We start from the raw sequence: 15,432 nt of genomic DNA, 5'->3' as shown, positions 1-15,432 counted from the left end.
TGCACAGAAACTCCGGACACTATCGCTGCGGCACGTAATTAAATTCGCTATTTAAAAACTCCACTGTCGATTTCACACTAGGTTCCAACCAAGGATCAAACATCCAAAACGAATGCGGAGCGTTTGGTAGCAGTACCACTTGCGTATCCACGCTAAGAGGCTTTAACTTCGCAATCATTTCCTCTCGCCCCACACTGAATCGTGTTTGGGCACTGCCAATAAAAAGAATGGGCGGTGTATTTTTTGAAACGTGATTAATCGGCGAAGCTTCTTTCCATAATTCAGTTTTTTCTGAGTAGCGCCCACCAAACCACGCTCCCGCTGCCGACGGATTTTTCTTGGGATCATCTTCGTATTTCAATGCAGTTTCGGACGTAAAGTCTGAAAGACCATCGATATTAATAATCGCTTGCACCGCACTAGAAACCTTGCCGGATTTCCTTTGAGGATCGAACTTTTCTTCGTCGTTAGTTACGCCCACAAGACTCGCAATTTGTCCCCCCGCAGAACCGCCAGCAATAGCGACATGTTGTGCATCCACTCCGTATTTTTTGGCATGGATTCGCAACCAACGTACAGCCGCTTTTACATCGTAAATCGCAGCTGGATACTGAGCTTCTGGCGATAGCCGATAAGAAATAGTTGCCGCTGCATAACCTTGTTCCGCCATGCGGACTGCCATAGGCGTAAAGTTTTCGCGATAGCCATGCTTCCAGCCGCCGCAGTGAACAAAGATAATCGCCGGCGTTAATTTTTTCGTGGAGGGCTTAGGCAGATACAAATCCAACTGCATTGCGCGGTTACCGTATTGCACGTAAGTAATATTTTTAATTTCTTTGACGGTAGCTGGTGAAGTCGTGCTGGCGATAGTGATAAACGGATAATCACCTTTCAGTTTTTGGTAGGTTGTTTGTGCGTTGTAGGTGTTGGTTGGATCATCAAAGTGTGTGATGACTGGAGTGGCGCATGCACTTATTAGAAATGCGAACATCACAATAAAATAGTTAGTTTTACTTTTTAACTGCATAGTGAATCTCTCATTAAAGGTGAATGAGTACCACTGTCGAATGTTTTATTTTTAATTATAAAGTGTAAATCAAACTTATTTGGGAGTCGTCATCCTCGCGTAGCGGGGATCCAGTTGTTAACAGACTAAAATCAAAAGCTGGATCCCCGCTACGCGAGGATGACGACTCCCTTCTTAACAAAAATGCAAAAACAAAAAAGGCCAGCAGTGCTGACCTTTTATACAACTTACCTAAAACCTATTACAACAACAGACGACGCAAATCGCCAATTACGCCGGTCAAGTAAGTCATAAAGCGGCCAGCGTCGGCACCGTTTACTGCGCGGTGATCGTAAGATAATGACAGTGGCAACATGTTGCGCGGAATAAACTCTTTACCGTTCCACACAGGTTTCATTTGCGCACGAGATACACCGAGGATACCTACTTCAGTTGGAGCAGAAACCATTGGTGTAAAACCATTACCACCCATAGCACCAAGGCTGGAAATGGTGAAGCAACCGCCTTGCATTTCGGCTGGAGTCAACTTGCCTTCACGTGCTTTTTTAGCTAGCACATTGATTTCATCTGCCAGTTCAAACAAACCTTTTTTATCGGCGTTACGAACAACAGGAACCAACAAACCATTTGGTGTATCTACTGCGATACCAATATGTACAAACTTTTTGTGCACAATGCTTTCGTTGTCTTGATGCACAGAAACATTGAAAGAAGGCTCAGCAACCAAGGCAGCTGCAACAGCTTTCACAATGAATGGCAATGGAGTCAACTTGCTGCCGCGCTTTTCAGCTTCTGCTTTCATGCTGTTGCGGAAAGCTTCGAGGTCAGTGATATCTGCATCGTCGAATTGGGTAATACGCGGAACGTTCAACCAGCTGCGGGTCATGGCGTCTGCAGTCAGTTTTTTGATTTTGCTCATTTTGACGATTTCGATTTCGCCAAACTTGGAGTAATCAATCACTGGTAATGCAGGAACACCTGAACCACCGAAAGAAGCACCAGATTGAGCAGCTTGAACGATTGGCTTGACATAATTACGCACGTCATCTTTCAATAAACGACTGCGTGGGCCTGAGCCACTTACTTTGCCAAGGTCTACACCCAACTGACGAGCCAGTTTGCGCACAGCAGGACCGGCGTATACATCGCCAGTTTGAACAACTTCTTCAACTGCAGCCGCTTTTGGTGCTGGAGTAGACGCAGCAGCGGGTGCTGGCGCAGCTTCAACTTTTGCAGGAGCTGGTGCGGCAGTAGCTGGCGCTGCTGCCGGAGCAGGCGCACCGCCAGCACTGGCAACTACAGCAATTGCAGCACCTTGAGAAACTTTATCGCCTACTTTCACAGCGATACTCAGGATTTTACCGGCAGTCTCTGCTGGAATTTCCATAGAGGCTTTGTCTGTTTCCAATACAATCAACGAATCACCTTGGGCAACTTCATCACCAACTTTTACAGAGATTTCGATAACCTCTACCGCTTCTGCACCGCCAATATCAGGCACAGATAAGGTAACTTCTGATGAAGCCGCAGCTGGCGCTGCGGCGGGAGCAGCTGCCTGAGGTGCAGGAGCGGCAGCGGGTGCGGCAACAGGTGCTGGAGCTGCGGCAGACGTAGCGACGCCCGCACCTTCAGCTTCAACTTCAATCAGGGCAGAGCCTTCAGACACTTTATCGCCAAGGTTCACTTTAATAGCGACAACTTTACCGCCCACACTGGCAGGGATTTCCATTGAAGCTTTGTCGGTTTCCAATACAAGAATGGAATCATTTTCAGCGATTACATCGCCTACTTTTACCGAAATCTCAATAACTTCAACGCCTTCTGCGCCACCAATATCGGGGACTTTAATTGTTTGAATTGCCACTGTTTATCCTCACTTAAATTTGCTCTTTATATAGAGCATTTAATCGATCAAATTGTATTCGATACAAATGCCTTGCCCTGAAAACAGAGCAGCCCTCCTTTTGGGAGGGCGGCCAGTTTTTAGACGCTCATTGGATCCACTTTATTTGGATCAATGCCAAACTTTTTAATCGCTTTGGCAACTACATCAGGCTTGATTTTGCCTTGGTCTGCCAAAGATTTGAGTGCAGCAACTACCACGAAGTAACGGTTAACTTCGAAGAAGTGACGCAATTGAGTACGAGTATCACTGCGACCGAAACCTTCGGTACCCAACACGGTGTAGGTGCCAGGAACATAGGCACGCAGTTGCTCGGAGTAGGTTTTCAAGTTGTCGGTAGCGATCACAAATGGACCGTCACGACCTTCCAACTGTTGGGTAATGTATGGCTTACGCGCAGCAGAAGTCGGGTTCAACATATTCCAGCGGGTAGCGCGCTGACCATCGCGAGTCAATTCGTTCACGCTGGTTACGCTCCATACGTCAGCTTCAACGTCGAAGTCTTTACGCAAGATTTCAGCAGCAAAACGCACTTCACGCAGGATAGTGCCCGCACCCATCAATTGAACGCGGTTTTTCGCTTTGCCAGTACCTTGTTCCAACAGATACAAACCTTTAACGATGCCTTCTTCAGCACCGGCAGGCATGTCTGGGTGTTGGTAGTTTTCGTTCATCAAAGAGATGTAATAGAACACGTTCTCTTTGTCTTGATACATGCGCTTGATACCGTCTTGAATGATAACGGCCAATTCGTAAGCGTAAGTTGGATCATAAGTACGGCAATTTGGAATGGTATTTGCCATTACGTGGCTGTGACCATCCTGATGCTGCAAGCCTTCGCCGTTCAATGTAGTACGGCCAGCAGTCGCGCCCAACAAGAAACCACGCGCTTGTGAATCGCCCGCCGCCCACGCCAGGTCACCAATACGTTGGAAACCGAACATGGAGTAGTAGATGTAGAACGGAATCATGGGCACGCGGTAGTTGCTGTAAGCAGTTGCTGCAGCAATCCATGAAGCCATAGAACCGGCTTCGTTAATACCTTCTTCCAAAATCTGGCCAGTGGCAGATTCGTGGTAAGACATCATTTGGCCAGCGTCGTGCGGGGTGTATTTTTGGCCTTCGGATGAATAAATGCCGATGGTTTTGAACATACCTTCCATACCAAAAGTACGGGCTTCATCCGGTACGATTGGAACAATTTGCTTACCGATTTGCTTGTCTTTCACCAGAGAAGACAGAATACGCACGAAACTCATGGTGGTAGAGATTTCACGCTCGCCTGTGCTCTTCAACTGCGCAGCAAAAGCCTCTAACGCCGGTGCAACAACCGGATCGAAATCCGCTTTACGCGATGGCAAATAGCCTTTCAGCGTATGGCGGCGAGAGCGCATGTATTGCATCTCAGGGCTGTCTTCTGCTGGACGGTAGTACGGCAGCGCTTCCAATTCTTCATCTTTGATTGGCAACTCGAAACGATCGCGGAATTTCTTCAGATCTTCCACCGCCAAATGCTTGGCCGAGTGAGTTTTGTTGATAGCTTCGCCCGATGAACCCATGCCGTAACCTTTAACAGTTTGGGCAAGAATTACGGTTGGCTGGCCTTTGGTGTTAACGGCATTGTGGTAAGCGTTATACACTTTCTTAACGTCGTGACCGCCGCGTGCGAGGTAAAGGATGTCCTGGTCGGTCATATCGCTAACCAGCTCTAACAGCTCAGGATATTTACCGAAGAAGTGTTCACGGGTGTAAGCACCACCGTTGGCCTTGTAGTTTTGCATCTCGCCATCGACAACTTCGTCCATGCGCTTTTGCAACAAGCCAGTTTTATCTTTCTCTAACAAGCGATCCCAACCAGCGCCCCACAGAACTTTAACTACGTTCCAGCCTGCGCCACGGAATACACCTTCAAGCTCTTGCACGATTTTGCCGTTGCCACGTACCGGGCCGTCCAAACGCTGCAAGTTACAGTTAATCACGAAAATCAGATTGTCCAACTTCTCACGCGCAGCGAGAGAAATTGCACCCAGGCTTTCTGGCTCATCACACTCACCGTCGCCCAGGAATGCCCAGACTTTACGGTCGCTTACTGGCGTTAAACCACGGGCTTCCATATAACGGTTAAAACGTGCTTGATAAATTGCTTTGATTGGGCCCAAACCCATAGATACGGTGGGGAACTGCCAGTAATCAGGCATCAACCATGGGTGTGGGTAAGAGGACAAACCACCGCCATCGACTTCGCGACGGAAATTGTCCAAATGGGATTCGTTCAAACGCCCTTCTACATAAGAGCGCGCGTACATACCGGGGGAAACGTGACCTTGGAAATACACCAAGTCACCTGGCACATCGCCATCGTTACCGCGGAAGAAATTGTTAAAAGCTACGTCATATAAGGTCGCAGATGATGCGAAAGACGCGATATGGCCACCAAGACCTTCGTCGTTGTCGTTGGCCTTCATTACCATAGCCATAGCGTTCCAGCGGATAATTGAGCGAATTTTGCGCTCCATCTTCAAATCGCCCGGATAGTCTACTTCTTGCTCAACGGGAATGGTGTTGCGATAGGGAGTACGAATAGATGAAGGCTGTTCAATGCCTTGGTTAACCGCAGATTCAGACAGAGTCTTGAGTAATTCGGCTGCGCGATCCTTACCGGCATGTCGCACAACTGACTTTAAGGCGTCCAGCCATTCTTTGGTTTCAATAGCATCGATATCTTGTAGCATTCAAATCTCCTCGGGTATGCGCTTGTGGCGCATATTTACTTAGCGATAGTGTCTATAGAGAGTATCTATATATAGGAATTGGAACTGGGGTATTCGCGCGCCCTACGCCCCTGAAAGCATTGATATTGCTGGGTTAGCGGCGAAGAATTCCTTGTGGTTGTACTAAAAAAACGCCGAATTCTTACATAAATGGCGTTTTTTTACCAGTCCTGAGTCGTTTGGGTGTCGACCTGACGGGCACAATAAAGGTGCAGAAGTGAGAAATAAACTCTAAATCCTGTCACTTAAATTAGGGTTGGCATTATTACCTAATTTTTTTGGATTCTCCAAGCAATAAAAATAAAAAATCACAATAAAAATGCACCATTATTTAGCATTTTTGTTGCATTCAATACGTATCTATTGTTGTAAGTATCCTTGTTGTTTCTGTTGGTAGGCGGCAACATTTTGAATTACATCAAAATCTTTCATGTTGTCTAATTTTTCTGTCGACAACCAAAGACGACGATTTTTTTGCAAAAATGCGGCTTCATAATATTTGCGCAAAGATTCCGGTGTTATTTTACTCACTGCATTAATCAAATCTTGCTGACGAGTAAATTCATAGTCATTTAATAAAATACTTTGCCAGAATTTTTCTGACTGTTCATTTAAAGACAAAGCAGGCTCGCGCAATTCTGATAAGAGTGCAGCTTTATTTTCAGCGAACCCTTCCGTCAAGCTGGCTGCATTTGCAGACAAAAAATTATTCACTTCATCAACCAATGCTGTGGCACACACATTAGGCGATTGCACTACAAAAAAACTGCCTTCAACATTTCTGATTGGCATGGGAAACACTGAAACCACATAACCTAACTGTTTTTCAGTTCGCAATTGATTAAAAAAACGCGGCTCCAAAATTTGCGTGAGCAATTTCATGTGCGCAGCATCATCAATATAGGGGGCTAAAGCTTGAACATATAATTCAACTGCATGATCGTTGTGCTCTAACGGATAAATGTACAACCAGGATTTATTGTCTTTATTTTCCGAGCGCAATACTTTTGCCAATTGCGGCAAACGTTTGGAACGCTTTTTCAACAACTGATGTTCAATGATGGCGGATAACTTTATGGCATCTTGAGGATATAAATTGCCGTAAAGCAAGGTTTCCAGTTTTGCACCGCGCAATAACTCAGAAGAAAATTGTTTGAACTGGTCATAAGATGTTTTATACAGCACATCAATAAATTCTTTTGATCCCCAATAAGGTAAATACTGTAAGCGAGGTACTTTTTTGGCGAGCACAGCATAAGGCAAGTTTTTATCTTCGTTGCGCCATTCGCGAATCAAATCATCTTTTAAGGTTTCAAAACGGGCCTCAGTAAAACTGGCTTGCCCTATGGCAGCCAGGATCTTGTTCATCAACAAACTTTGCTTATCGGTATAGCCGGCAACATTAACTTCCAATCCGCGAGAGTTCGCTTTTACGCTGAACGTCAAACCAGCCAGGCTAGCGGGATAGGCGTATTCATTGAGCTGATCTGTAATCAAAGCTGCAAATAACTGGGTGCGCGCAGTATTTTCCAAAGAATTATTTAACACGGGTAATTTAAAACGGAAATTTAATTCAGCTTTGGGTGAGCGGAATTTTCTGTCCTGTAAAAACCAGAGCTTTAAATCTTCATTATTAACCAGTAGTGCCGGTACGTTTTTACCGGCTTGTCCATCTGATGCAGGAAGCATTGAAGGAGCTTTTAACACTAGGTTTTTGGGAATAAAAATATTGCGCTCCGGCAACCCGAGTTTTTGGTGATACATAGGTTTGAGTTCAAGCACCTCGGGGATGCCCTGTGCAGCACTATAGGCAGTATTATAAAAGCTGGAAGAAATAGCGGTTGATGCCTCTGGCGCAACCAATGATATAAACACATTATCTTTACGCAAATAGCCCAGCGCCTGTCTCAGCAATTCTTCGTCAAATTTTGTATACGCATAATCGCCCCAAAGCACATCTTGTGCGGGATAATCATGCATGGCTTGTGACAGCTCCATAACAGAATCAATTGCGGCAGGTTTATCGCGAAAACGAAAATTAATTTCAGCGATTTGTTGCATCTCCACAAACCGCCATTCAGAGATGCCTCGCGCAGACATTATTTTCAAATAATCAAAAACGGCCGAAACAATTTGATCTTTGGCGGTAGCACCTTCTTTGGTAAGTTGGATGGTCACCGCAAAAAGCGCATCTTGACGGCTGCGATATAACTCGCCAGCAGAGAGCGATTCTGCCCAGCCCAGGCTTTTCAAAAGCGCCAGTAAACTACCCGATGATTCATTACCTAAAAAATGGCCTAGGTAATTTAACGGTTTGGTTTTGTATTTATCCGCATAGTTTGGCACAGGAAAAGCCAAAGTCAGTTGGCGCAACTCTTTCAAGGGTTTTAAACTTGCGCGTGCTGGCAAACTTTTTGGCATAAATAAGTTGGGATATTTTTGCGTAATAGAGCGATTTTTATTAGGCACCTGCACAAAGCGCGGCTCAACTATTTTTTGCAAATCATCCAGCTTGCGATTACCCAGTACGACCAGAGTCATCAGGTTCGCAGAATAATAGTTTTGGTAGAAAGCTAACAAATCATCACGAACACTATGCCCGTCCATGTCAGCTAAAGTACCCAGACTACCCACATCAAAAATTGCAGCGGGATGCTCTGGATTAAATATACTGCGGTACACATCCCATTCGCGACGTTCATCATCGCTTATCTTTGAAAGATATTCTGCATTTACCGCATTTTTTTCATGCTCAATGTAACTTGCGTCAAACAACGGCGAAATAAAAAATTGTGCGAAGCGATCTAAAGCTGGCTCAAGCGAAGCATGCTCAACATCAAAAAAGTAATTAGTATTTTCTGCAGCTGTATAGGCGTTATTGCTTCCACCATGCTGGCTAATAAATTCCTGGTATTCATCTGCAGCGGGATACTTTTCTGTACCCAGGAACAGCATGTGCTCTAAAAAGTGCGCAAGGCCGGGACGCTCTTTGGGGTTTTGATGGCTGCCAACGTGGATATTTAAAGCTGCGGCAGATTTCTCTGCAGCGGGATCTGAAATTAACAAGACACGTAGGTTGTTGCTGAGGGTTAGATAACGATATTCACGATTATCGTTATCGCTTTTGATGACATTGGAAACTTTGGAGACAGCCAAATGTTGCGCCTGCGCAGAGGCGACTATAAATAGGGTGAACAAAACTAATGCATGCTGGCACCAACGAAAGTTAAATGGCAACTTCAGCATCCAATCATCCAATACGAAACGTTTAGCATAAATAATCTCTGTAAACCCGAAGCGAACTGCTTAAGATTGCTTACGTATAAGGAAGCAATAGTAACCGTCTTGCCCGTAAAAACCTTCCAATACCTGCCCTGTTATATGCGCAAAAGACACGAAGTCTTTGAGCGACCCGGCATCAGTCGACCAAACCCGTAGTAACTCGCCCACCGCTAAAGCGCGCAAGCCTTGCTTGGCTTTCAATAGGGGTAATGGACAAGCCAACTGGCGCGCATCGACCTCTAAATTGACCGGACAATTTAAAGCCGCTGCAGATTCTACTACCTTTAATGCAGCGGGGATGCCTGCTTCCTGATCTTTCAAAACCTACACCTTCAAAAACGTGACTGGCGCACCGAAAAAGAATCATACGCCACGCAAAGGACGCTAAATTAACGCAGAACCGCTCCAAATCACAGATGAGTTTAAGAACTAATGTGTAGTTTAACGTTCAAAGCAAGCTTGGCTGCGTAGCCAGAAAGTCACAAAAACGCTAGAGTGCGCCGCCAGAGTGGGCATTAAGTCTTATTGCATCAGGAGTTTTACACAGTGAACCGACTTATCCGACAGCTAGTACTTGCCTGTGGCCGTTGCGCCTTGGCAGCTGCCGCCTTAGCCGCCGCGTTTACCTATGCATCAAATGATATCGAACTACCTGTACTGGGCGATACCAGCTCTGCAATGATTTCACCTGTACAAGAGCGGATATTGGGGCAGCGTGTCCTTAAAGCTTACCGCAGCCAAGTGCCCACCTCTTCAGACCCGCTCGTAATCGATTATCTTGAAAACCTGATTGGCCGACTCTTGCCTTACAGCCAACTGGAAGACAAGCGCGTTGATCTGGTGGTCGTTAAAAACGATACACTCAATGCCTTTGCTGTACCTGGCGGCATCATTGGAATGCACACCGGTGTATTCAACTACGCCAAAACCGAGAACCAGCTAGCAGCTATTCTCGCCCATGAAATGGGCCACTTGAGCCAACGCCACTATGCCCGCCGGCTCGAACAACAAAAGAATATGATGATGCCCATGCTTGCCGGCATGTTGGCAGGTTTGGTTTTAGCCGCAAACAGTAACGGCGACGGCGGTATGGCCGCGATTATGGCCACCCAAGCGGCAACCGAAGCTGCGTCCTTGCGCTTTAGCCGTGAAAACGAGCAAGAAGCTGACCGTATAGGCATGCAGACCATGTATCAAGCCAAGCTTGATCCTTACGCTGCTTCAGATATGTTTGAAGAAATGCTGCATGCGACCCGCTCAAGTCGCCGCCCACCAGAATATTTGCTGACTCACCCGGTAACCGAGCGCCGTGTTTCCGATGCACGTAACCGCGCCATGGCTCATCCGCGCACAGCCTATCCGGACAACCTTGAGTTTCAACTTATGCGTTCACGCATAAGGTTTGAACTTGAGGAGACGCCACAAACAGCAATTAAACGCTTTAAGAATGAGCTGGATGGTGACAATTTATCGCCCGATGCCAGCCGTTACGGCTTGGCTATGGCCTATTCGGCTGCCGGACAATTTGATGCTGCACGCACGGCGCTCAAACCGCTACTCGAAAAAGACCCAACGCGAATAACCTATCTGATCATGAGCGCAGATATAGATGTTGCGGCAGAGCGATTCAAACCCGCACTCGATTTACTGGAAAGCCAGCTCAAGCTCAATCCAGAAAGCTATCCGCTCAATATTCGCTATGCCGAGGCCAGCATGAAAGCCGGCCAATACAAGCAGAGCGCAGAACTGCTTGAACGCTATTCGCGCAAACGCAAGAACGATGATTACTTATGGTACTTGTTGGCCGAAGTAAACGGCTTGAATGGCGATATTCTAGGAGTTCACGAGGCTCGTGCCGAATATTTCATCGCCAACGGCATTTATGACAAGGCGCAAATCCACCTGCGCAATGCTCTCAAACTCGCCAAAGGCCAGTTCCAACGCACCTCAATTCTGGAGGAGCGCCTTAAATACGTAGAGCATGAAATGCTGGAAATGCGTAACCAGTAACTTGTCGGTTAGGGCTCCAGGCAAACTTGAGCCCCAAAGCCATCAATAAGGCCGCTAAAAGCCTTTTCTGCCCCCATTTCCCGCAAACTAGTTTTTCAACCTCCGGCCAAATATGGTAACTTGAGCGCCCCTTTAACAGCGCCCGATTTTTTGTGTGAAAAGCAGTGAAATCAAGGTATTGGCCAATAGCCAGCTGTGTTGCAGAATTCGTTTATGTGGAGTGCCAGCTATGGCTGTAGATCGTTCTGATATCGCAAAACTCGCCAATCTGGCGCGCATCGCCATCTCTGATGACGCTGCCGATGAAGTGGCAAACCGTATTTCTACCGTGCTCGCGCTGGTTGACCAGCTGCAAGCTGTAAATACCGATGGCGTATTGCCAATGGCGCATCCGCTGGATGCCGTACAACGCTTGCGTGCAGATGTGGTGACTGAGCCAAATGAGCGCGAACTTTACCAATCCATTGCACCTGCCGTGCAAGACGGTTTGTACTTGGTGCCCCAAGTTATTGAGTAAGGTAATCCAATAAAAATACGTTTGTGATAAGCACAATCATTTGCACTTTATATTGGCGACTTTCAACGCCGTCCCGATCAGGAATTTTTGAATGCATCAGTTAACCATTGCCGAGCTTGTAAAAGGTCTACGCAACAAAGACTTTTCCAGCGTTGAAGTTACCCAGCATTATCTCGACCGCATTGCGCGCCTCGATAAAACCTACAATTCTTATATCACCACTACGCCCGCACTTGCACTCGCACAAGCCTCTGCTGCAGATAAGCGTTTAGCAGCTGGCAATGCGCCCGCACTCTGCGGAGTGCCTATCGCACACAAAGATATTTTTTGCACGATTGGTGTTCGCACATCATGTGCATCCAAAATGCTCGATAATTTTATCGCGCCCTACAACGCGACCATCGTTGAAAATTATTTGGATTCCGGCGTAGTCATGTTGGGCAAAACCAACATGGATGAATTCGCAATGGGCTCATCCAATGAAACAAGTTATTACGGCCCCGTGAAAAATCCTTGGGCAACTGACTGTGTTCCCGGTGGATCTTCTGGCGGTTCTGCGGCAGCGGTTGCTGCACATTTAGCACCAGCAGCAACTGCATCTGACACCGGCGGTTCGATTCGCCAGCCAGCTGCTCACTGTGGTTTAACAGGCATCAAACCAACCTATGGCCGCGTTTCTCGCTGGGGCATGATTGCGTTTGCGTCGAGCCTGGATCAAGCCGGTATTTTGTCGCGCACCGCAGAAGACGCTGCGATTTTATTGAACGACATGGCGAGCTATGACACAAAAGATTCCACCAGTGTTGATCGCGAAGTGCCTGACTACACCGCAACTTTAAATGATTCATTGAAAGGTTTGCGCATCGGTGTACCTAAAGAATATTTCGGTGAAGGCTTGAATCCGCAAACTGCTGCGCATGTTGAAGCGGCGATAAAAGTTTACGAAAGCTTGGGCGCAACGATTCACAGCATCAGTTTGCCGCATACAAATCTTTCAGTACCGGCTTACTACGTAATCGCCCCGGCAGAATGCTCTGCAAACTTGTCGCGTATGGACGGTGTGCGTTACGGCCATCGCTGTGAAAATCCAAAAGATTTAAATGACCTTTATATGCGTTCACGCAGCGAAGGTTTTGGCGATGAAGTGAAGCGCCGCATTCTCGTGGGCGCTTATGCATTGTCTGCCGGTTATTACGATGCCTACTACAGCAAAGCACAAAAAGTTCGCCGCTTGATCAAACAAGATTTCGTTGATGCCTTCCAAAGTGTCGATGTCATTCTCGGCCCAACTTCACCGTCGCCTGCATTTCAATTTGGCTCAAAATCGAAAGACCCAGTTGCCATGTATTTAGAAGATATTTACACCATCGCAACTAATTTGGCGGGCTTGCCCGGCTTATCAATCCCCTGCGGATTTGTGGATAGCAAACCTGTTGGCTTGCAATTGATCGGCAATTTCTTTGCCGAAGCGCAATTATTAAATGCTGCGCATCAATTCCAACAAGCAACCAACTTCCACCAACAAACTGCACCAGGCATTGAGTAAGAGGAGAATAAAAGATGCAATGGGAAACTGTTATTGGCTTGGAAGTTCACGTACAACTTGCCACCAAAACCAAAATTTTCTCTGGCGCTAGCACTGCATTCGGTGCGGAGCCAAACACCCAAGCTTGTGCTGTTGATTTGGCATTGCCAGGCACCTTGCCTGTTGCAAACGAACAAGCATTTCGTTTCGCCACCATGTTTGGCTTGGCGGTAAATGCAGAAATCGGTAAACGTTCTGTGTTCGAACGTAAAAACTATTTCTATCCAGACCTTCCAAAAGGTTATCAAACAACGCAACTCGCAGAACCGATTGTTGGCGCAGGCTTTGTTGATTTGGAATTGGAAGGCGGCCGCACCAAACGCGTTCGCATTCACCACGCGCACTTGGAAGAAGATGCAGGCAAATCCTTGCACGAAGATTTCGCCGGCATGAGCGGAATCGATTTAAACCGCGCAGGCACACCATTAATTGAAGTGGTAACTGAGCCCGATATGCGCAGCGCAGAAGAAGCTGTCGCTTTCGCAAAAAAATTACACTCAATCGTAACGTCGTTGGAAATTTGCGACGGCGAAATGAGCCAGGGCTCCATGCGTTTTGACGTAAATATTTCTGTACGACCCAAAGGCCAGGAAAAACTCGGCACCCGCACTGAAACCAAAAACTTAAACTCCTTTAAGTTTATGGAAGAAGCCATCGCACTCGAAGTTGAACGCCAGATTGATGTACTGGAAGACGGCGGAAAAATTAAACAGGAAACTCGCCTCTATAACGGCGACACCAAAAAAGCACGCTCAATGCGCAGCAAAGAAGACAGCAACGACTACCGCTACTTCCCCTGCCCTGATTTATTGCCGGTGATTATTGATGACGAATATATCGAATCAGTTCGCAAGCAGATGCCAGAATTACCCGAGGCAAAACGCGCGCGCTTTGTTGAGCAATATGGTTTGAGCGATTACGACGCAGGTCAAATCACCATGGATAAATTTGCAGCCGCTTATTTTGAAGCAGCGACAAAAATCTCCGGTGAAGCAAAACTGACTGCAAACTGGATCATGGCGGATTTGGGTGCTTATTTAAATCGCACTGAACAACGCATCGACCAATCTCCCGTTACACCGGAATTGCTTTCAGGTTTAGTGGTACGTATTAAAGACGGTACCTTGTCGAGCAAAATCGCCAAGCAAGTTTTTGAAGCCATCACTAATGGCGAAGGCGATGCCGATACCATTATCGAAACCAAAGGCTTAAAACAAGTTTCTGATACAGGTGCACTGGAGAAAATCATCGACGACATTCTCGCTGCCAATGTTGCGCAAGTAGAAGGTTACCGCGCAGCCGCTGAAGACAAACGTGCAAAAATGCTCGGTTTCTTTGTTGGCCAAGCGATGAAAGCGTCTAAAGGTCAAGCCAACCCACAAGCATTGAATGAATTGTTGCTGAAAAAATTAAATTCTTAAGAGAACGAACATGAGTTTACGTAAAGACAAAGAGAAAGTACTGGGCGAAATTTTTGATGAAGAGCGCATCAAAACCTTTTTGGAATTTACCGCACCCACAGGAATAAACGCAGATTTTCATCTTTTAGAAAAAGCCTACCGCGGCATGCGTGGTGAAAACTTCACAACCTTCGTGAGATTATTCAAAGAAGCTGGTCGCGATTTAAATGCAGTCGGCCCTGAAGGAAAGACCTTTTTGCAAACTATTAAGACTCACCGCAATGGCGAGGAATACGTGATTGCATTAGAGGCTGCCGGAGCCAAGTAACTCCATCTTTGCTTGAAACAAAAAGGCAGCTCAATTAGCTGCCTTTTTGTTATGTGTGAGCCATTTACTTCCTAACAACCACACCCCGACTATTTGTATCACGATTCTCTGCAATAGACCTATCTTCAATTGCAGAACCTACAGACTTTGCTAAACGATCATAAAGCACAACATTTACACTCGCAGCCAAATTCATACAGCCTACGGTGGGCACATAAACCACGTGATCGCACTTATCCAAAACACTTTGCGAAAGCGAACCATCTTCTGGACCAAATATGTAAAAAGCGTGTTCAGGATGCTCGAAATACATGAGCGGCGTTGCACCTTCAACGAGCTCGACAGCAACAATTTTTGCACCTTCAGGCACTACCGCAACCAAATCCTCCGTATGCTTCAGCGGAATTTTTTCATGGCTGTTTTTTGTATCGGTAAAAAATTGGCGAGCGCGATCGAAACGTGTGCCCGTATAAAATATTTTACTTGCCTCGTAACAACCAGCGGCACGCATTACCATACCGACATTTTCCGGGCTTTTGGGATTAACAAGGCCAATATAGGCGAAGGGTTTAGCTACTACAGACTCAGTCATTAGGTTTTAGCACTTCG

Annotated in this window: 11 protein-coding genes; 5 read left to right on the top strand and 6 right to left on the bottom strand. The window is 46.5% G+C overall.

From position 1 onward, the window contains the following. Window positions 1-19: 19 nt before the first annotated feature. From IE104_RS03785 to IE104_RS03765, 5 genes are all read right to left on the bottom strand, one after another. Entirely contained in the window at window positions 20-1,027 is a 1,008-nt protein-coding gene (locus IE104_RS03785; protein WP_189416146.1) for an alpha/beta hydrolase, read from the bottom strand. A gap of 241 nt (window positions 1,028-1,268) precedes the next feature. Then, on the bottom strand, window positions 1,269-2,891 hold the full coding sequence (gene aceF, locus IE104_RS03780; protein ID WP_189416145.1) for a dihydrolipoyllysine-residue acetyltransferase: 1,623 nt from the start codon (window positions 2,889-2,891) through the stop codon (window positions 1,269-1,271). A gap of 119 nt (window positions 2,892-3,010) precedes the next feature. Then, window positions 3,011-5,662 (bottom strand): pyruvate dehydrogenase (acetyl-transferring), homodimeric type, encoded by a 2,652-nt coding sequence (gene aceE / locus IE104_RS03775; RefSeq protein WP_189416144.1) that lies wholly within the window; start codon window positions 5,660-5,662, stop codon window positions 3,011-3,013. Window positions 5,663-6,061: 399 nt separating this feature from the next. Continuing rightward, window positions 6,062-8,947, bottom strand: a complete 2,886-nt coding sequence (locus tag IE104_RS03770; RefSeq protein ID WP_189416142.1) for an insulinase family protein — start codon at window positions 8,945-8,947, stop codon at window positions 6,062-6,064. Between the two features lie 60 nt (window positions 8,948-9,007). Further along, entirely contained in the window at window positions 9,008-9,304 is a 297-nt protein-coding gene (locus IE104_RS03765; RefSeq protein ID WP_229837602.1) for a sulfurtransferase TusA family protein, read from the bottom strand. A 225-nt stretch (window positions 9,305-9,529) separates the two neighbouring features. Between IE104_RS03765 and IE104_RS03760 the strand changes: the two genes are divergently transcribed. The 5 genes from IE104_RS03760 (at window position 9,530) to IE104_RS03740 (ending at window position 14,823) form a co-directional block, all read left to right on the top strand. Continuing rightward, on the top strand, window positions 9,530-10,993 hold the full coding sequence (locus IE104_RS03760) for a M48 family metalloprotease (RefSeq protein ID WP_229837601.1): 1,464 nt from the start codon (window positions 9,530-9,532) through the stop codon (window positions 10,991-10,993). A 229-nt stretch (window positions 10,994-11,222) separates the two neighbouring features. Beyond that, window positions 11,223-11,510 (top strand): Asp-tRNA(Asn)/Glu-tRNA(Gln) amidotransferase subunit GatC, encoded by a 288-nt coding sequence (gene gatC, locus IE104_RS03755; RefSeq protein WP_189416141.1) that lies wholly within the window; start codon window positions 11,223-11,225, stop codon window positions 11,508-11,510. A gap of 91 nt (window positions 11,511-11,601) precedes the next feature. Then, window positions 11,602-13,056: an Asp-tRNA(Asn)/Glu-tRNA(Gln) amidotransferase subunit GatA gene (gene gatA / locus IE104_RS03750; RefSeq protein WP_189416140.1), complete on the top strand. Its 1,455-nt coding sequence runs from the start codon at window positions 11,602-11,604 to the stop codon at window positions 13,054-13,056. Between the two features lie 14 nt (window positions 13,057-13,070). Then, entirely contained in the window at window positions 13,071-14,516 is a 1,446-nt protein-coding gene (gene gatB, locus IE104_RS03745) for an Asp-tRNA(Asn)/Glu-tRNA(Gln) amidotransferase subunit GatB (RefSeq protein ID WP_189416139.1), read from the top strand. Window positions 14,517-14,526: 10 nt separating this feature from the next. Then, window positions 14,527-14,823 (top strand): PA4642 family protein, encoded by a 297-nt coding sequence (locus IE104_RS03740; RefSeq protein ID WP_189416137.1) that lies wholly within the window; start codon window positions 14,527-14,529, stop codon window positions 14,821-14,823. Window positions 14,824-14,887: 64 nt separating this feature from the next. Here IE104_RS03740 and IE104_RS03735 read toward each other — a convergent pair whose 3' ends face one another. Further along, the gene (locus tag IE104_RS03735) at window positions 14,888-15,415 is read right to left on the bottom strand and encodes an RNA methyltransferase (RefSeq protein ID WP_189416136.1); all 528 of its coding nucleotides are present in this window, start codon (window positions 15,413-15,415) and stop codon (window positions 14,888-14,890) included. Window positions 15,416-15,432: the final 17 nt, after the last annotated feature.

It is taken from the genome of Cellvibrio zantedeschiae, from assembly GCF_014652535.1.
Taxonomy (GTDB): domain Bacteria; phylum Pseudomonadota; class Gammaproteobacteria; order Pseudomonadales; family Cellvibrionaceae; genus Cellvibrio; species Cellvibrio zantedeschiae.
This window is presented reverse-complemented; position numbering and strand designations above follow the sequence as displayed.

What these genes read in the sequence shown, in the direction of transcription:
- IE104_RS03785 (WP_189416146.1), bottom strand. Translation starts at nt 1,027, where the DNA reads ATGCAGTTAAAAAGTAAAACTAACTATTTTATTGTGATGTTCGCATTT.
- aceE (WP_189416144.1), bottom strand. Translation starts at nt 5,662, where the DNA reads ATGCTACAAGATATCGATGCTATTGAAACCAAAGAATGGCTGGACGCC.
- IE104_RS03770 (WP_189416142.1), bottom strand. Translation starts at nt 8,947, where the DNA reads ATGCTGAAGTTGCCATTTAACTTTCGTTGGTGCCAGCATGCATTAGTT.
- gatC (WP_189416141.1), top strand. Translation starts at nt 11,223, where the DNA reads ATGGCTGTAGATCGTTCTGATATCGCAAAACTCGCCAATCTGGCGCGC.
- gatA (WP_189416140.1), top strand. Translation starts at nt 11,602, where the DNA reads ATGCATCAGTTAACCATTGCCGAGCTTGTAAAAGGTCTACGCAACAAA.
- gatB (WP_189416139.1), top strand. Translation starts at nt 13,071, where the DNA reads ATGCAATGGGAAACTGTTATTGGCTTGGAAGTTCACGTACAACTTGCC.
- IE104_RS03740 (WP_189416137.1), top strand. Translation starts at nt 14,527, where the DNA reads ATGAGTTTACGTAAAGACAAAGAGAAAGTACTGGGCGAAATTTTTGAT.
- IE104_RS03735 (WP_189416136.1), bottom strand. Translation starts at nt 15,415, where the DNA reads ATGACTGAGTCTGTAGTAGCTAAACCCTTCGCCTATATTGGCCTTGTT.